Origin of the sequence: Kineosporia succinea (assembly GCF_030811555.1) — a bacterium.
GTDB lineage: Bacteria > Actinomycetota > Actinomycetes > Actinomycetales > Kineosporiaceae > Kineosporia > Kineosporia succinea.
Genome location: NZ_JAUSQZ010000001.1, coordinates 6,629,672 through 6,647,297, shown reverse-complemented (window position 1 = coordinate 6,647,297; position 17,626 = coordinate 6,629,672). Strand labels below are relative to the sequence as shown.

Sequence of the window (17,626 nt, the reverse complement as noted above, 5' to 3'; positions counted from 1 at the left end):
CGCCGCCCTGCACGTCGCCGGCGAACGCGCGGCTGCCGAACGCCCGCGCGGGCCGTCGTCTACGACGCCGCCGAGCGCCCCGCCGACCACGCCTCCCACAACTGCGCGTACCGCCCGCCCGCGGCCACCAGCTCCTCGTGCCGCCCCGACTCGACGACCCGGCCGGCGTCCATCACCAGCACCCGGTCGGCCATCGCGGCCTGCGAGAACCGGTGCGCCACCAGCACTCCCGTGCGACCCTCCAGTACCCGCGCCGCCGCCGTCTCCAGGGCTCGCGACCCGGCACTGCCCGCCTCCGCCGTCGCCTCGTCCAGGATCGCCACCGGTGGATCACTCAGCAGCACCCGCGCCAGCGCCAGCTGCTGCGCCTGCTCCGGGCTCAGCGTGTGCCCGCCCTCACCGACGACCGTCGCGATGCCGTCCGGGAGGGCACCCACCCAGCCGTCCGCGCCGACGGCGACCAACGCGTCCAAAAGCTGGTTGTCAGTAGCCGAAGGAGCCGCCAGCCGCAGGTCGTCGGCCAACGGGCCGGCGAACACGTGCACCTCCTGGGTCACCAGCACCACCGACCCTGACGAGGAGGGCAACGGCACCCCGCCGATCGTCACCGACCCGTGGTCGGGAGCGCGGATGCCCGCGAGAATCGCCGCCAGCGTGCTCTTCCCGCCACCACTACCACCGACCAGCGCGATCGTGCCGCCCGCCGGCACCGACACGTCCAGGCCGTGCAGCACGTCGTGCCCCGCGACATACGCGTGCCGCAGCCCGCGGGCCTCGATCGAACCGTCCGCCACCGCGGAAGATCCGGAAGCCTCCGGCTCGACCTCGGTCACCCCCACGATGCGCGCCAGCGACGCCGTCGCCGACTGCAACGTGTCGAGGAGGAACAGCATCGCGTTGATCGGCCCGAACAGGTTCGCGAAGTACAGCGCCGCCGCACTCGCCGTACCGATCGTCACCGAACCCCCGCGCACCAGCAGGAAACCCGCGATCAGGACCGACGACAACCCCAGCGCCTCCGCCAGGTTCAGCCGCCCGAAGAAGCGGGTGTGCAGCTTCACCACGTCGTTGATCCGGTCCATGCTGAACGCCACGCGCTCGCGGACCAGGCCCAGGTGCTGCTCGGCCAGGCCGTAGGCCCGCACGGTCGGCGCGCCGCCGATGCTCTCGAGCAGCTGCTGCTGCTCACCGGCGGCCCCGGCCCGGCTGACCGCGTACAGCGGCGCGGACCGCTTCATGTACCAGAACGTGGTGTAGGCCTGGATCGGCACGGCGACCAGAGCGGCGGCGGCGAACCGCCAGTCCAGGGCGAGCAGGCCGAACACGGTCAGCGCGATGACCAGCGCCGACTGCGTGAACTCGGGCACCGCCGAGCGCACCGCGTCGCTGACGATGGAGACGTCCTCGGTGACGCGGGAGGTCAGGTCGCCGGAACCGCCGCGCTCGATGCGTTCCAGCGGCATGCCCAGCGAGTGCTCGACGAACCGCTCGCGCAGGCCGGCCAGCACCTGCTCGCCGACCCGGGCGACCGCGGCCAGGCCGAGGAACGCGAGCGCCGCCTGCACGAGCGCGGCGGCGAGCAGCGCGAGCACGCGGGAGCCGATCGGGCCCGGGCGCCCGGCCGCGGCCAGGTCGACGATGCTGCCGAGCAGGGGAGCGGTGAGCAGGCTGGTGGCCGCGGCCGCGATCAGGCAGCCCAGGCCGAAGAACGCGTGGGCCCGGTGGTGACGCAGCTCGGCCAGTACCGTCCGGCGACTGCGCTTCGGGGAACTGACGGGAAGGATGGTGCTCATGCCAGAACCGTTCCGGAGTAGAGGTCGTGCTCGGCCATGAGCCGGGTGTGCGGACCCTCGGCGGCGATCGTGCCGTCGTGCACCAGCACCACCCGGTCGGCGCCCGCGAGCAGGGCCGGGCTCGAGGTGATCAGGACGGTCGTGCGCCCGGCGCGCAGCTCGCGCAGGCCGGTGGCGATCGACGACTCGGTGACCGTGTCCACGGCGGTGGTGGGGTCGTGCAGCACGAGCACGGACGGGTCGCGCAGCAGGGCGCGCGCCAGCGCCACCCGCTGACGCTGACCTCCGGACAGTGACCGGCCGCGTTCGGCCACGGCCGATTCCAGGCCGTCGGGAAGGGTTTCGGCGACCTGGTCGGCGTTGGCGGCGGCCAGCACCCGGTCCAGGGCGGCGCCGGCGGGGGACCCGGCGAGCACGTTCCCGGCCAGTGTGCCGGTGAACAGGTCGGGCTCGTGCGGGCAGACCAGGACGACCTCGCGCAGGGCTTCGGGTTCCAGGTCGCTCAGACGCAGGCCGTCGAGATGCAGAGAGCCCTGTACCGGGTCGAGTTCCCTCCCCAGATAACGCCTCAACGTAGTCCCCGCCTCGGGCGAGGTGGTCAGAATCCCCAGCAGCTCACCGGGTTTGACCTCCAGCGAGACCCCCTCGAGCCCCGGGCCGTGCACGTCCTCAAGTGACAGCCCGCCCAGGGCAGAACTGGGCCGCGACGAGCCCCCGGTCACCGCCGGGGGAGCGTCGAGCAGGGCCGCCACCCGCGTCGCCGAGGCCCGCCCGGACGCGACCACCGCGATCACGGTGCCGAACGTGCCCAGCGGCTCGAGCAGGAACTGGGCCAGGCCGACGGCCGAGACCAGCTGGCCCACGGTGATGTCGCCGTTCACGGCCAGGTGCCCGCCGAGCAGCGCGACGAGTGCGAGAAAGCCTCCGTTGAGCGCGATCACGGCCGCCGAGAAGCCGGCCTCGGTGCGGGCGCTGTGCACGCTGGCGTCCATCGCGACCCGGCTGATCTGCCGGTAGCGGGCGCTGCCGGCCCGCTCGGCGCGCAGTCCCTTGATCACCCGCACCCCGCGCACCAGGTCGGTCGCCACGCCGGCGGCGCGGGCGGCCTGCTCCCGCTGGGCGGCGCTGCGGTGCTCGATGGGGGAGCTGATGGCGCGTACGGCCAGCAGCAGGAGCGGGGTGCCGACCAGGATCAGCCCACCCAGGGGCACGGACACCGACAGCAGCACGGCGGCCGCGACCATCGCGCCGACCGCGGCGGCCAGGCCCTGCACGAGCTGGTAGAGCACGGCGGTGAGGATGCGCACGTCACCGGTCGCGATGCTGACCGTCGCGCCGGGCAGCTGGCCCTCGCTGTTGCCGCGGCTGTCGAGGGCCCGGCGGGCCACCTCGACGCGCAGCTTGCGGGTGGCCTCGACGCTCGCCCCGATGCCGACCCGGATGCCGAAGCGCCCGCTGGTGGACAGGAACGCGAACGTCGCCAACAGCACGCCCAGCCACAGGAACAGGGCACCGGTGTCACCGGTGCCGACGGCCCGGTCGATGATCACGCCGATCAGCAGGGGGACGGCGGCCTCGCCGGCCTGGTGGCCGATCTGCAGGGCGGAGGCCAGGATCAGCGACCGGCGTTCGGTCAGCACGGTGCGGCGCAGCAGCAGACGGCCGGCCCGGGGGTCAGGATTACTCACAATGTAGGTGACCCTAACTTACGGCTGTGACCGGGTGGGTCGTGCCCGCTCACGGGTCCGTTCATCGGCCGGGCAGGTGACCGGGCCGGTCACGAGCTTCTTGCTGAGCGACCGGCATGGAGGACGTGGTGGACGGGTCCCGCACGCGGCTCACGTCGGGTGCCGGCGGGACCGCTGCGGCCGGGACTCGGATGACGAACGTTCTGCCGTCGCCGGAGAGGAGGGACACCCGCTATACCTGATCGGTATAGCGGGTGTCCCTGTGCTCAGCCGCGAGGTCGTCGAGATCGTCGTCGAGGTTGTCGGGGTCGCGAGGTTGTCGGGGTCGCGAGGTTGTCGGGGTCGCGAGGTCGTCGGGGTCGTCGCGGTCGGCCGACCGGAGTGCACGTGCTTGCGAGCGTGGCCGTCGTCGCGGTCGGCAGGCCGGCCCCGGCTCACGGCGGGACTGTCACGACCCGAAGAGCGCGTTCTGTGCGATCCGCTGCGCGGCCACGGCGTCGTGCGCGGCCTGCGCCTGCTTCAGCCCTTCGACGTCGAGCACCGCCAGGCCCTTCTGCACCCGCTTGAGGAAGTCGATGGCCAGGTTCGCCGCGGCCACGCTGTCCTCCCGGAACGGGAACTGGTCGAGCTGCCAGACGCCCTCCCAGTTGTTCTTGTGCAGCGTCCAGAAGAACTCGAACAGCTCGATCGGGTGCACCGTTCCGGCGATCATGTCGTCGTCCCAGCCGCGCAGGTTGTCGTTCACGTCCATGCCGAACAGGCGGCCGTGATCGATCGCGAGCTGCGCGGAGTCGGCCGGGCTCTCGCCGCCGAACAGGGCGTGGCCGAAGTCGAGCAGGATGCCGACGTTGGGCAGGCCGATCTTCTCGATGCCGAGCAGCGTGCGGGCCACGGACGAGTAGCTCATGTGCACCCGCGGCTCGCGCGGCTTGTACTCGATGACGAACGTCAGGTCGGGGTTCTCGGCCGCCAGCTGCCCCACACCCTCGATCGAGTGCTGCCACAGTGTGCCGTGGTCGACCTGGAACGGGTAGTCCCAGCCGTCCTGACCCGGCCACAGTTTCACGTAGTCGGCACCGAATTTTCGCACCACGTCGCAGGACCGGGTGACGAATTCATGGGCCAGGCGGCGCACCCCCGGGTCCGGGTTGGTGAAGCTGCCCTTGCTGAACTGACGCGTGTATATCTCGGGCGTGATGCCGATGACACCCAGCCCGGCCTTGTCCAGGGCCTTCGACACGTCGTCGTCGCTGATGTCGCCACCGAAGAACGGCCAGTTCAGGTCGACCACGGACAGGTCGTCGACCTGCCCGGCCAGCTCGATCGCGTCGAGAATGGTGCGCGGTTCACCGTAGCCGTCGGTCGCGTACCGGTCGACGTAGGTGGCGAAGTGCCAGATGCCGGCCCCGAAACGCTGTTCGCTCACGATCTCTCCCTTGAGTGTTCATGAAACAGTCTGGTAGCGGGCCCGTTCCACCGCGCCGCGCCAGCGGTCACGACGGGCCTTCACGATGGTGGACGTGGTGGTCGGCCCGAACGTGCGGGTCGCCCCGCCGGGCAGGGACTCCCACAGACCGGCCCGCGCCCCGGCCAGCGACGCGGCGCCCAGCGCCGACAGGCCGGTGGCGGCCGGCCGCACCACGGTGCGGCCGGTCAGATCGGCCAGATGCTGCACCAGCCGGTCGTTCCCGGCCGGGCCGCCGTCGACGTGCACGGTGCCGACGCGCTCGCCGGTCGCGGTGTCCGCGGCCTCGAGCACGTCCTCGATCTGCAGCACCACGGCGTCGACCGCGGCCCGGGCCAGCGCCGAGCGCCCGGTGCCGAGGTCGAAACCGGTGATGATGGCCTGTGCCCCCGGGTCCCACCAGGGGGCGCCGAGCCCGGCGACGGCGGGCACGAGATCGACCGGACTGTCGGGGGAGTCGAGCCCCAGCGCGATCAGCTCGCCGGTGCTCAGGCCCAGCACGTGCGAGAGCCAGACCAGCGTGGAGCCCGAGGACAGGATGTTGCCCTCGAACGCCAGCGCGACGTCGGGTGCGGCCCAGGCAATGGTCCGCGCCATCGCCCCGGGCACCACGTCGCCCAGGCCCATCACCGACGAACCGGTGCCCAGCGTGACCTTGACCGACCCGGCCTCGCGGATGCCGTGCCCGTAGAGCGCGGCGTGTGAGTCACCGAGCACGCCGGTGACCGGGACCCCCAGGCCGTCGACGAGCGCGGTGGGTTCGTCGGACGCGGTCAGCCGGGGCAGCACCGCCTCGGGGATGCCGAACAGCTCCAGCAGCCCGGCGTCCCAGTCGCCCGCGTCGAGCGAGAGCAGCTGGGTGCGGGCCGCGTTGCCGAGCTCGATGCGGTGCTCACCGGTCAGCCGGGCCAGCAGCCACGAATCCACCGTGCCCACAGCCAGTTCACCCGCGCGGGAGCGCCGCCGGTCCGGGTCGATCTCGTCGAGCAGCCAGCCGATCTTCAGCGCCGAGAACATCGGGTCGAGCGGCAGACCGGTCACCGAGCGCACCCTCCCGGCCTCACCCGAGAGAGCCCGCGCCCGCCCGGCCGTGCGCCGGTCCTGCCAGCCCAGCATCGGGCCGAGCGGCTTGCCGGTCGAGCGTTCCCACACCAGCGCCGACTCCCGCTGGGTGCTGAGCCCGACCGCGGCGACCCGCCCGTCCAGCTGACCGAGCCGGCCCAGGGCGGTGACCACGGACGTCACCAGTTCCTCGGCGTCCTGCTCGACCCGGCCGGGGGAGGGATGCGCGATGCCGACGGGCACCGTGACATCCGCGACCACCTCACCGGACACGCTCACGGCGACCGCCTTGGTGGACGACGTGCCCTGGTCGACGGCGACGACGATGTCGGCCATGGATCCCCCTCCGTGCGGGTCAGTGCCGGTCAGTTCCGCTCAGTTCCGCAGGTCCAGCACCGCGGCGGCGATGCCCTCGGCCGTCAGGCCGAACGTCTCGAGCAGGTAGTCGTTGTCGCCGGTGGGCGCGAACACCCGCGGGACGCCGAGCATCCGCAGCGGCACCGGGTGGTGCCGCAGCACGATCTCGCCGATCGCCGCGCCGAGCCCGCCGGTGGTGGTGGCCTCCTCGACCGTGAGCACGAACCCGGTCTCGCGGGCGGCGGCCAGCACGGTCGCCTCGTCGAGCGGGCTGATCGTGGAGACGTTCACAACCCGGGCGCCGACCCCCTGGCGGGCCAGCAGGCCGGCCGCGCCCAGGGCCCGGCTGACCGGGGTGCCGGTGGCGAAGATCGTCACGTCGCTGCCGTCGCTCAGCACGTCGGCGCGCCCGAACACGAACGGGTCGGCCGGGTCGCTCACGCCGGGCACCTTGTGGCGGCCCACGCGCATGAACACCGGACGCTTCGAGCCGGCGGCCCAGCGCACGGCGGCCCGCGTCTGGGCGGGGTCGGCCGGGACGAGGATGTCGAGGTTGGCCACGGCCCGCATCCAGGCCAGGTCTTCGATCGAGTGATGGGTGGGGCCGAGCTCGCCGTAGGCCATGCCCGGGCTCATCGCGCACAGCACCACGGCCCGGTCGCTGTAGGCCACGTCGGTCTTGATCTGCTCAGTGGCTCGCCCGGTGAGGAAGGGCCCGGCCGCGCAGACGAACGGCACCAGCCCGGCGTTGGCCAGGCCCGCCCCGACGCCGACCATGTTCTGCTCGGCGATGCCGACGTTGACCAGGCGGTCGGGGAACTCCTCGCGGAAGGCCACCAGGTTCGACGAACCGACGGAGTCGTTGCAGACGGCGACGATCCGGTCGTCGGCGCGGGCCAGGTCGATGAGGGTCTCGGCGAAGGCCTGCCGGCAGTCGAACGTCTGGGGTTCGAGGGTGGTGGTCATCGCGACAGCTCCTCGAGGGCGGTGGCCAGCTGGTCGGCGGTGGGGACCTTGTGGTGCCACTCGACGCGGTCTTCCATGAAGGAGATTCCCTTGCCCTTGACCGTTTCGGCAATGAGACAGGTGGGCCTTCCCGCGGCGACCGCGATGAGGGCGTCACGCAGTCCGAGGTGGTCGTGGCCGTCCACCTCGACGACGTTCCAGCCGAACGCCCGCCACTTCTCGGCCAGCGGGTCCAGGCTCGCGGTGTCCTCGGTGCGGGCGCCCTGCTGCAGGCGGTTGCGGTCGACGATCGCGGTGAGGTTGTCGAGGCCGCGGTGAGCGGCGGTCATGGCCGCCTCCCAGTTGCTGCCCTCCTGCAGCTCCCCGTCGCCGAGCACGACGAAAACGCGCGAAGGCAGCTGCTGCAGCTTCGCACCGACGGCCACGCCGACCCCGACCGGCAGGCCGTGACCGAGCGCGCCGGTGTTGGTCTCCACGCCCGGGACGTAGGTGCGGTTGGGGTGACCGTTCAGCGCAGAGCCCGGGCGGTCGAACGTGCGCAGCTCGTCCGGGGAGAAGAAGCCGGCCCAGGCCAGCGTCGCGTAGAGCGCCTCCGAGCAGTGGCCCTTGCTCATGATCAGCCGGTCGCGCTCGGGCCACTCCGGGTTCTCCGGGTCGACGCGCAACACCGAGCCGTAGAGCGTGGTCAGCACGTCGAGCACCGACATGTCACCGCCCAGGTGACCGAGTCTCGCGGCCGAGACCATCTGCAGCGTGGTGGCGCGCGAGGCGTTCGCCGCCCGGCGCAGCGATTCGGTGAGCACCTGCGGGTCGCTGATGGCCGTCACGTGACGCCAGCGCGCCGCTTGTTCGAGATCCGGTGCGAGCATCGGGATATCCGTTCCTGAGTGACGGGCTGTCCCTCTACCCTGAGCGTTGAATAATGCCTAGTCAATAAAGAATAGATATTCACCATCAGATCTGAACATGATGGTCGTCGACGTCCCGGCCCAGGCACTGGGCGCCACCGCCGGCCCGGGAAACGCGCGACATCGCTGAAGGCCGAGACGGTCTCGCTGAACTGGGCGACGCCCGAGGGCCGGTGCGCCTGGCTGTGGTTTCGTCGTGCCGCAGGCCCGCATCGGCGCGTCCGGGCCAGGGCCGCCCCGGTTCCGCCTGATCGTGGGCATCGGCGACCTGCCGGAGCTCGCGGCGGGTGCTGACCTGACCCGGTGAGCCCGGCTCTGCGGCGAGGATCTACGGCAGGGGCAGGAACACGCCGCCCTCGCCGGCGCGCTCGGCGACGTCGAGCATGCCGGCCGCCACCGTGGCGCGGGAAACGGTTCGCGGGAACAGGTTCCGGGGTGCCTGCGACAGGGGGACGACGCGGCGGCTCGCGCCCAGCGGCCCGTCGGTGAGGGGGCCGGCGTGGAAGACAGTGCCGCCCGCCTCCAGCACCCGGGCGTCGGCGCGCACCCGGTCGGGAATCTCACTGCCCAGGGCCACGCGCAGGATCCCGCGGGTCAGGGGCCCGGCGGCGCCGGCAGAGGGGCCGGTGCCGAACGCGCCCAGCCAGACGACGCGGGGTCCCATCAGGTCGGTGAGGTGACCGGCGGCGCTCGCGAGCAGGTCGTCCGGGCTGTTCTTCGTCTGGCCGAGGCCGGAGACCACGACGTCGGCGTCCTGGAGGGCGGCGGTCAGGGAGGCGAGGTCCCGAACGTCGGCGGCGACCCGGATCAACCGGCCCTCCGCCGAAGCATCCGAAGCATCCGAAGCAGCCGAAGCGCCCGAAGTGCCCGAAGCATCCGAAGCAGCCGAAGTGGCCGAAGTGGCCGAAGCGGCCCAGTCGGCCGGTCCGGGGACGTCGGCCGGGGTGCGGGCCAGGGCCACGACCTGGTGACCGCGGGCCAGGGCCTGCGCGGTGAGGTGACGTCCGGTGCGGCCGGTGGCGGCGAGAACGGCGATACGCATGACGGTCTCCCTCAGACGGCCGCGGACAGCACGGACACGGCCTCGCCGTGCACCCCGGGCGCGGCGGCGAGGAAGTCGGAGCTGTCGAGCGTCCACGGCCCGCCGTGCAGGTCGGTGATCGTGCCGCCCGCCTCGGAGACCAGCAGCGCCCCGGCGAGCAGTCCGGAGCGCACGGCGCTGTGCTGCCAGAACACGTCCGAACGCCCGGCCGCCACGTGGATGAGCTGCAGCGTCGGGGGCACCGAGACCCGCGTGACACCACTGGCGCCCATCATCGCGGTGAGGGTGCGGCCGATGAGCTGCCACGTCGAGGCGGTCTCGCGAGGGCTGGCCTGACCGGTGCCGACCAGCGCCCCCTGCAGCTCGGTCTTGCCTGACGCCGACAGCCGCCGCCCGTCCTGATGGGCCCCGCCACCGCGCACGGCCGTGTACGTGGTCTGCGTCAGGGGCAGGTGCACCACCGTCAGCAGCGGTTCGCCGTCGCGCACCAGGGTGGCGGTGACGGCCCACTCGTCGATGCCGTGCACGTAGTTGATCGCGCCCTCGACCGGGTCGACGACCCACCACTCGCCGGCGGGCAGCGGCCCGTCGTCGAGCTCGTCCTCCACCCATCCGGCCTGCGGGCGCAGCGCCAGCAGCGGTTCGCGCAGCACCTCCAGCACTCGCGCGTCGGCCGCGGCGATCGCCTCGACGAAGTCCTGCCGGGTGGTGAGAAGGTGTGTGCCGGTGAAGGTCTCGGCCATGCGGGCGCCGGCCCGGCGCACCTCGGCGGTGACCTGCTCGAGCATCTGACTGTCCATCGTCGAAGGTTCCCTTTCCCGGGGTCGGTGAGCTGGCACCGAGACTAGGAATCCTGCCGATTATCAGCAATGCTAGGTTCAGCAAGCGGTAGTTACCTTCGGAGTTAAGTCATGGACCTGAATCTCCTCACCGCCCTCGACGCGCTGCTGAGCGAGGGCAGCGTGAGCGCCGCAGCCGAGCGCTCTCGGGTGTCGGTGCCGAGCATGAGCCGCACCCTGGCCCGGTTGCGTCGCGTCACGGGCGACGAGCTGCTCGTGCGCTCGGGCCGCGGCATGACCCTGACGCCCCGGGCCCTGGCGCTGCGCGACGGGATCGGCCCGGTGCTGCAGCAGGCCCGTGACCTGCTCACCCCGGCGCCGGAGCTCGACCTGGCCCGGCTGGAACGCACCTTCACCCTGCGCTGGCACGAGTCGCTGGTCACCGCGCTGGGCCCGGCCCTGGTCGCCCGGGTGCGGGAGGCGGCGCCGGGCGCGCGGTTACGGTTCCTGGCCGAGCCCGCGGCCGACACCGACGACGTGCGCCACACCCGGATCGACCTGCTCGCGGGCAGTTCCGTGCCCGCCCTGCCCGACCTGAACAGTGTGTTGCTCGGGCACGACGAGCTGGTCGTGGTGATGCGGGCCGGGCATCCGCTGGCCGCGAAGAACCTGACCCTGCAGCGGTACGCGCGGGCCGATCACCTGTCCGTGTCGCGGCGCGGGCGTCTGCGTGACCCGGTCGACGACGTCCTCGAGAAGCACGGCGTCACCCGCGACGTGACCGTGGCCGTGCCCGGGAGCGCGGCCGCCCTGGACCTGGTGGCGACCACCGACCTGCTGGCCGTCGTGCCGCGGCGGGTGACCGCGTCGTCCGTCATCGCCCGGGGTCTGGTGACCCGGCCCGCGCCGGTGGCCCTGCCACCGGTGCCCCTGCGGCTGTACTGGCACCGCCGCCACGACGACGACCAGCCCCACGCCTGGCTGCGCGGGCTGGTCGTGGCCGTGAGCGCCCCGAGAAGTGAGCGCCCCGAGAAGTGAGCGGCCCGAGAGGTGATCGGCCCGCTCAGGACACCTCGACCGGCAGCTCGTAGATCTGCGTCGTCGGGTGCCCGGAGGCCTCGTGCACGCGGGCCACGGCCTCCTTCGACGGCCCCGACGACAGGCAGAACACCTTGCCCGACTCGGGGTCGAGCCAGGCCCGCTCGAAGTGCACGCCCTCGGCCCTCTCGTTGTCCAGGTCGCGCTGGTGCGCCTCCTCGAGCTGCTGCTGCGTGACCCCGACGAACCCGTCGTGCACGTCCATGAACTTCGCCATCGTCCTGCGTCCTCTCTTGTGATCCGGGTGCTGACCAGCGTGGCCGCCCGGGGTCCGCGCCGAATCAGTCGGTTGACCTATCCCGGGCGGCCGGGACTGCCGTTTCAGCGCGGTTCCAGCGGGGCCCGGCAGTCTGAGGCGCAGAATTGAGGACGATGCGGTCGGCGGAGGGGGGACGTGATGGCGGGATCGGTGGTCGCCTCACCGGTCATGGTCGGGCGCGACGAGTTCCTGACCCTGGGCGGGCGCCGCCTCGCCGAGGCCGGGCAGGGGCGCGGTGAGCTGCTGTTCGTCACCGGCGAGGCCGGGATCGGCAAGACCCGCCTGCTCGGCGCCCTCACCCGGCAGGCCCGCACCCAGGGGTTCGCGGTCACCCGGGCGGCGGCGTTCCCGGCGGACACCGAGTCCTCGGCCGGGCTCCTGCTCGACCTGGCCGGCGAGGTCGGCGACCGCTCGCTCGGGCGGCGCCTGACCGAGCGCATCCGGGCCCTGGCCGCAGCACCGGCGACCGGGGGAGACGCCCACCACCACCGCCGCCTGCTGGTCGCGGACCTCACCGCGCTGCTGCTCGAACCCCGTCCCGACGGCCCGCACCTGATCGTGCTCGACGACCTGCACTGGGCCGACGCCGTGAGCCTCGACGTGCTCGGGCGCCTCGCGCCGCGCCTGTCCACCCGGCCGCTGCTGATCGCGGCGGCCTACCGCAGCGACGAGCTGCCGTCCCGGAGGTCGCTGCGGGAACTGCGTGCGCGGCTGCTGGCCCAGCGCCAGGCCGAGGAGATCCGCCTGCCCCGCCTCGACCGCTCGCAGGTCGGGACCCTCACCGGCGCGGTGCTCGGCGGCCCGGTGCCGGCCCTGCTGGTGGAGGCCCTGCACCGGCGCAGCGACGGAATCCCGCTGCACGTCGAGGAACTCCTGGCGGCGGGCTCGTCCGCGGATCGTATCGACCGGGTCCCGGTGCCGGACACGCTCGGCGAGGCCGTCCTGAGCCGGGTCCGGCAGCTGAGTGCCGCCACCCGGCACGTGGCGCGGGCCGCGTCCGTCATCGGCCGCTCGTTCGGGTTCGACCTCCTCGTGGTCGTCACCGGGGTGGGGGAGCAGGCCGTCGCGGCCGCGCTGCGCGAACTGCGCGCCGCCCACCTGGTGCTGGCCGGGACCGACGACGCGACCTTCGACTTCCGCCACGCCCTGATCCGCGACGCGATCTACGACGACACCGACCTGCCCGCGCGTCGACTGCTGCACGCCCGGGTGGCCGAGGCCGCGCCCGGCCTGCCCGCCGCGGTCGTCTCGGCACACTTCGAGCTGGCCGGGAACCCGCCCCGGACCTTCCGTTTCGCGCTCGCGGCGGCGCGGGAGGCGGCGGCCGTGTCCGCGCACCGCGAGGCCCTGGAACTGTACCGCCGGGCCGTGCGCAACACCCCGGCCGACTGGCCCGACCGGGTCGCCCTGCTCGCGGCGCTGGCCGACGAGGCTGCCGCCGTGGACGAGAACGTCGAGGCGGCCGCCACTTACGAGAAGGCCCATCACCTGGCCCTGGAACAGGACGACCCGCAGGCCGCCGCCGGTATCGTGCCCCGCCTGGTCGCGGTGGGGCACCTGCTGGGATCGCCTCTGCGCGAACGCGTCGCACGCCTGCGGGATGCCGAGCGCCGGCTCGACGAGGCCGGTCTCGCGGCACCGGCCGAGCGCGCGGCGCTGTGCTCGGGCACGGCCGCCGCGTACATGCTCGACCGGCGGCTCGACGAGGCCATCGCCGAGGGCGAGTGCAGTCGCTCGGGGGCCCGTGCGGCGAAGGGGGACGTGGGGCTGAACACCGCCGTGACGCTGGGGTCGGTCATGGTGTTCGCGGGACGCCCGGGTGAGGGCTGGCCGCTGCTGGAGTCGTCGATCACCCGGGCGCGGGACACCCATCGCGAGGCCGAGACCGCCCGTGGCTACCGGATGCTCGCCAGCACGGCGAGCGTGGTGGTCGAGTACGACCGCGCCGACCGGTTCCTGCGCGACGGCATCGCCTACGCCGAGACCGTCGAGATGTGGAACCACCGGCACTACCTGGCCGCCCACCTCGCGCACGTGCGCTGGGCCACCGGTGACTGGGACGCGGCCGAGCGGGAGGCCCGGCAGGCCCTGGCCGACGGGCGCGGCGGCATCACCACCCGGATCACGGCGCAGTACGTGCTGGGGTACCTGGCGTTCGGGCGCGGATCCTGGACCTCGGCGCAGGCCCTCCTGGGTGAGGCGCTGAGCAGGGGGCGGGACATGGCCGAGCTGCAGCGCTTCTCGCCACCGCTGTGGGGCCTCGCCGAGATGGCGCGCTGCCAGGGCTCTTTGCCTTCCTGTGTCGAGCTGTGCGAGCAGGGCTACCGGGCCTCGGCCGAGGTGAACGACGCGGCGTACCTGTTCCCGTTCCTGCTCACCGGCACGCGCGCGCATCTGGCCCTCGGTCAGGAAGGCGCGGCCGAGGACTTCGCCGGACGGGTCGGTGAGGTGCTGCTGTCACGATCGGTGCCGGGCACGCTGCCGGCGATCGCGCACGCCCGGGCGCTGCTGCGGCTGGCCGCCGGTGACCTGTCCGAGCAGCCGATGGTGGACGTGGTGCGCACCTGGTCGGAACGTCGCCGCTTCTGGGAGAGCACCTGGGGGCTGGGCGATCTCGCCGAGATCGCGACCCGCCGGCGTCGCCGGGCCGAGGCCTCGCGCTACCGCGAGGAGATCCGGGTGCGGGCCGCGGCGACCGGGGCCACGGTGTTCCCCGCGGTCGCCTCCCCGCGCCCGGGGCAGCCCTGGCACCCCCTGACGGCCCGCGAGTTCGAGGTGGCCCGGCTGATCGCCGACGGCCTGACCAACCGCCAGATCGCCGAGCGCCTGGTGGTCGCCCCGAAGACGGTCTCGGCGCACGTCGAGCACATCCTGACCAAGCTCGGTGTGGGGCGGCGCACCGAGATCGCCGTCTGGGCGGCGGGCGTGAGCGCACCGGCGTCACGGTAGGGGCCGTGACGCCGGTGCGCGGTCGTGCCGTTGCGGGAGAGGTTCTCAGACCCCGACCGGCTCCTTCTCCTTCTCCGGCGTGGGCTCGACCCGGCGGTGCGGGTCACGCCGCGACTCGACCATCGTGTAGAGCACCGGGATCAGCACCAGCGTCAGGGCCGTCGAGCTGACCAGACCACCGATGACCACCACGGCCAGCGGCTTGGAGATGAACCCGCCCGAGCCGGTGATGCCCAGCGCCATCGGGATCAGCGCGAAGATCGTGGCCAGGGCCGTCATCAGGATCGGCCGCAGCCGCCGCAGACCACCCTCGATCACGGCCTCCGCCACCGGCAGACCCCGCTCGCGGTACTGGTTGATGAGGTCGACCAGCACGATCGCGTTCGTAACCACGATGCCGATCAGCATCAGGATGCCGATGAGCGAGGCGATCCCCAGCGGCGTGTTCGTGACCAGCAACAGGAAGAACCCACCGACGAACGCGAACGGGATCGACACCAGCAGGATCATCGTCTGGCGGATGCTACGGAACACCGCGACCACCACCAGGAACACCAGCGCCACGGCCACGACCATCGCCAGGATCAGCGCCTGGAAACTCTCGGCCTGGTCGGAGCTGACACCCCCGAGCTCGTACGACGCACCGTCGGGCAGCGTCAGCCCGTCGAGCGCCTTCGTCACCGCCGTGGTGGCCGCGCCCGTGTCGTCCCCGACCGGGGTGGCGGTGACCGTGACGGTGCGCTCGCCGTCGATGCGGGTGCGCTCGGTCGGGGCCTGGGCACTCGAGACCGTGGCGACATCACCCAGCTCCACCACACCGGTGGCCGTCGGGATCGGCAGTGCCCGGATCGCGGCCAGACTGGTCGGTGCCTTCGCCGACGTCCTGAGCACCACGTCCTGACTGACCCCGCCGACCGTGACCTGGCTGACCGTCGACCCGGAGATGGCCGCGGTCAGCACTTGCGTGAGGGTGCTGTCGGTGACACCGGCCGAGGCCGCCGGTGCGCCCTTGAGGGCGATCGAGATCTGCGGTGCGCTCTCGCTCAGGTCACTGCGCACGTCGCGCACCTGCGTGACCCCGGTCAGCGCGCCCTGGACCTGCTGGGTGGCCTCGGTCAGCACCGTGTCGTCACCGGTGACGACCACCTCGATGTCCGAGCTCAGGCTGTCGCCACCGCTCACCGTGAAGGTGCCCGCGTCGCTGAGAGCGCCCAGCCGCTCACGCAGATCGTCCTGCCGGGCGGCCACGTCGGAACCCTCGGCCAGCGTCAGCGTGTACGAGGCGGTGCTCGAGCCGGACGCGGCCGCGAACAGCCCACCACCCGACGAGCCCATCGAGACCTGGTAGGTCTCCACGTCGTCCATACCCCCGACGATCTTCTCGACCTGAGCGGCCGCGGCGTCGGTGGTCTCCAGGTCGGTGCCGGCCGGAAGCTGCTGCGTCACCGTGATACTCGTGCTCTCGGAGTCACCCAGGAAGCTCGTCTTCAGCGCCCCGGCCATACCGACCGTGGCGACCAGCAACACCAGCGCCCCGGCGAGCACCCGCTTACGCCGGTTCACGGCCCAGGTGATCACCTTCAGGTAGGTGCGCTGCAGGCGCCCTTCCCGCTCGTGAGCCTCCACGCGCTCGCGGTACTCCTGCGCCGACACTCCCGACGCGTCCTCAGGCGTTTTCAGGAACCAGTAGGCGAGCGCCGGGATGATGGTGAGCGACACGAGCAGCGACGCCAGCATGGCCACCGCGATGGTGACGGCGAACGGGGCGAACAGCTCACCCACCAGACCGCCGACGAACGCGATCGGCAGGAACACCGCGACCGTGGTGAGGGTGGACGAGGTGACGGCCGCCGAAACCTCGCGGACCGCGTCCAGAATCGCCTTCTTGCGCTCTTCGCCGTACCCGAGGTGGCGCTGGATGTTCTCCAGCACCACGATCGAGTCGTCGACGATGCGACCGACGGCGATCGTGAGCGCGCCCAGGGTGAGCATGTTGAGCGAGTAGTCGCGGGTCCACACCACGATCAGCGCGATGAGCAGCGACATCGGGATCGACACGGCCGTCACCAGGGTGGAGCGGGCCGAGCGCAGGAACAGCACGATCACCAGCACGGCCATCAGCAGGCCGAGGCCACCCTCCTCGAGCAGCCCGAGCACGGCCTCGTGCACCTGCGGGCCGCTGTCGGAGACCACGACGATGCTGGCGCCGACGGCCTTCTCGAGGTCGGGGAGCTCGGCGCGGACCTCGTCGGAGATGGACGACGCGCTGCCGTTGTGGGCCATCGTGATGGCCAGGCCCAGGCTGGGCTGCCCGTCGGTGCGGGTGATCGAGGTGACCTCGGCGTCGCCGGAGCTCACGGCGGCCACGTCTTTCAGCTGCACGGCACCGGAAGTGCCGGTGAGCCAGAGGTTCTGGATGTCGCGCACGGCGTCGACGGTGGTGCCGACCTGCACGCTGACGTCCTGCCCGGACACGGAGACCGATCCGGCGGCCGAGGTGGTGCCCATGGACTGCAGGGCGGTGGCGATCTGCTCGGTGCTCAGACCGGCCCCGGTGGCCTTGGCGGTGTCGGGCGTGACGGTGACGACCTGGTCGGTGGTGCCGGAGATGGAGACCTCGTTGACACCGTCGAGGCCCTGGAGCACCGGCACGACGTCGGTCTGGATCTTCTGGGCGAGCGCGTTCTGATCACCGCCGCCGGTGACGGCGAGCGTCATCGTCGGCAGGTCGCTCGTGGAGCCGGTCGCGACCTCGGGATCGACCGTGGTGGGCAGGTTCTGGACCTTGGCCACGGCCGTGCTCACGGCGCTGGACATGTCGTCGGTACTGGTGCCGAACTCGAACATCAGGGTCAGCATGGACAGGCCCTGCTGCGAGGTCGAGGTGTACGACTCCAGCCCGTCGAGGTTGGCGACGGCGTCTTCGAGCGGCACGGTGACCTGGTTCTCGACCACCTCGGGCGAGGCGCCCGGGTAGGCGGCGACCACCGAGACGGCGGGAAAGGCCAGATCGGGCAGCAACTGCTGTTTCAGGGCAGTGGCGGAGTAGACGCCGAGCCCCACCACCACAACGGCTATGAGGGCAACCAGCTTACGGTTGACCACGCTGATTCTGGACAGGAACGACACCTGGTGACCTCATTCGGGACGTCTGCACGGCTTCCGGACCGGTTCTGGGGAAGCCTGAATCAGTCTCCTCGTCAGGGTCTTCCGGCACATCTGACCTTGGTAGGTGCTTGCCTGCTACTTCTGTAGCAGGG

At 72.3% G+C, this 17,626-nt stretch carries 12 protein-coding genes; 2 read left to right on the top strand and 10 right to left on the bottom strand.

All coding sequences use genetic code 11. The features are described from left to right. Positions 1-59 precede the first annotated feature (59 nt). From J2S57_RS29435 to J2S57_RS29400, 8 genes are all read right to left on the bottom strand, one after another. On the bottom strand, positions 60-1,793 hold the full coding sequence (locus tag J2S57_RS29435) for an ABC transporter ATP-binding protein (protein ID WP_307249045.1): 1,734 nt from the start codon (positions 1,791-1,793) through the stop codon (positions 60-62). Then, positions 1,790-3,481 (bottom strand): ABC transporter ATP-binding protein, encoded by a 1,692-nt coding sequence (locus J2S57_RS29430; RefSeq protein ID WP_307249043.1) that lies wholly within the window; start codon positions 3,479-3,481, stop codon positions 1,790-1,792. Before J2S57_RS29430 ends, J2S57_RS29435 begins: the two co-directional genes overlap by 4 nt. A 448-nt stretch (positions 3,482-3,929) precedes the next feature. Then, the gene (locus tag J2S57_RS29425; protein WP_370882720.1) at positions 3,930-4,910 is read right to left on the bottom strand and encodes a sugar phosphate isomerase/epimerase family protein; all 981 of its coding nucleotides are present in this window, start codon (positions 4,908-4,910) and stop codon (positions 3,930-3,932) included. 15 nt (positions 4,911-4,925) lie between these two features. Next, entirely contained in the window at positions 4,926-6,344 is a 1,419-nt protein-coding gene (locus J2S57_RS29420) for an FGGY family carbohydrate kinase (RefSeq protein WP_307249039.1), read from the bottom strand. A gap of 39 nt (positions 6,345-6,383) precedes the next feature. Then, entirely contained in the window at positions 6,384-7,331 is a 948-nt protein-coding gene (locus J2S57_RS29415; protein WP_307249037.1) for a transketolase family protein, read from the bottom strand. Beyond that, positions 7,328-8,200, bottom strand: coding sequence for a transketolase (locus J2S57_RS29410; RefSeq protein WP_307249035.1), 873 nt, complete (start codon positions 8,198-8,200; stop codon positions 7,328-7,330). The genes J2S57_RS29415 and J2S57_RS29410 overlap by 4 nt, the downstream gene beginning before the upstream one ends. A 367-nt stretch (positions 8,201-8,567) precedes the next feature. Continuing rightward, positions 8,568-9,281, bottom strand: a complete 714-nt coding sequence (locus J2S57_RS29405; RefSeq protein ID WP_307249034.1) for an NAD(P)-dependent oxidoreductase — start codon at positions 9,279-9,281, stop codon at positions 8,568-8,570. Between the two features lie 11 nt (positions 9,282-9,292). Beyond that, positions 9,293-10,081, bottom strand: a complete 789-nt coding sequence (locus tag J2S57_RS29400) for an inositol monophosphatase family protein (RefSeq protein ID WP_307249032.1) — start codon at positions 10,079-10,081, stop codon at positions 9,293-9,295. Positions 10,082-10,192: 111 nt separating this feature from the next. Here J2S57_RS29400 and J2S57_RS29395 point away from each other — a divergent pair, with 111 nt between their 5' ends. Then, positions 10,193-11,098, top strand: coding sequence for a LysR family transcriptional regulator (locus J2S57_RS29395; RefSeq protein ID WP_307249029.1), 906 nt, complete (start codon positions 10,193-10,195; stop codon positions 11,096-11,098). 25 nt (positions 11,099-11,123) lie between these two features. Here the strand turns inward: J2S57_RS29395 and J2S57_RS29390 are convergent, their stop codons facing one another. Further along, positions 11,124-11,375: an SCO4226 family nickel-binding protein gene (locus J2S57_RS29390; RefSeq protein WP_307249027.1), complete on the bottom strand. Its 252-nt coding sequence runs from the start codon at positions 11,373-11,375 to the stop codon at positions 11,124-11,126. 180 nt (positions 11,376-11,555) lie between these two features. Between J2S57_RS29390 and J2S57_RS29385 the strand changes: the two genes are divergently transcribed. Further along, positions 11,556-14,366, top strand: a complete 2,811-nt coding sequence (locus J2S57_RS29385; RefSeq protein WP_307249024.1) for an ATP-binding protein — start codon at positions 11,556-11,558, stop codon at positions 14,364-14,366. Positions 14,367-14,411: 45 nt separating this feature from the next. On the opposite strand, the gene J2S57_RS29380 is transcribed toward J2S57_RS29385, so the two are convergent. Next, positions 14,412-17,471, bottom strand: a complete 3,060-nt coding sequence (locus J2S57_RS29380) for an efflux RND transporter permease subunit (protein WP_307249021.1) — start codon at positions 17,469-17,471, stop codon at positions 14,412-14,414. Between the last annotated feature and the right edge of the window lie 155 nt (positions 17,472-17,626).

Excerpts from the sequence above, each read along its gene's own strand:
- J2S57_RS29435 (WP_307249045.1), bottom strand. The coding sequence starts at position 1,793 with ATGAGCACCATCCTTCCCGTCAGTTCCCCGAAGCGCAGTCGCCGGACG.
- J2S57_RS29420 (WP_307249039.1), bottom strand. The coding sequence starts at position 6,344 with ATGGCCGACATCGTCGTCGCCGTCGACCAGGGCACGTCGTCCACCAAG.
- J2S57_RS29415 (WP_307249037.1), bottom strand. The coding sequence starts at position 7,331 with ATGACCACCACCCTCGAACCCCAGACGTTCGACTGCCGGCAGGCCTTC.
- J2S57_RS29410 (WP_307249035.1), bottom strand. The coding sequence starts at position 8,200 with ATGCTCGCACCGGATCTCGAACAAGCGGCGCGCTGGCGTCACGTGACG.
- J2S57_RS29405 (WP_307249034.1), bottom strand. The coding sequence starts at position 9,281 with ATGCGTATCGCCGTTCTCGCCGCCACCGGCCGCACCGGACGTCACCTC.
- J2S57_RS29400 (WP_307249032.1), bottom strand. The coding sequence starts at position 10,081 with ATGGACAGTCAGATGCTCGAGCAGGTCACCGCCGAGGTGCGCCGGGCC.
- J2S57_RS29395 (WP_307249029.1), top strand. The coding sequence starts at position 10,193 with ATGGACCTGAATCTCCTCACCGCCCTCGACGCGCTGCTGAGCGAGGGC.
- J2S57_RS29390 (WP_307249027.1), bottom strand. The coding sequence starts at position 11,375 with ATGGCGAAGTTCATGGACGTGCACGACGGGTTCGTCGGGGTCACGCAG.
- J2S57_RS29385 (WP_307249024.1), top strand. The coding sequence starts at position 11,556 with ATGGCGGGATCGGTGGTCGCCTCACCGGTCATGGTCGGGCGCGACGAG.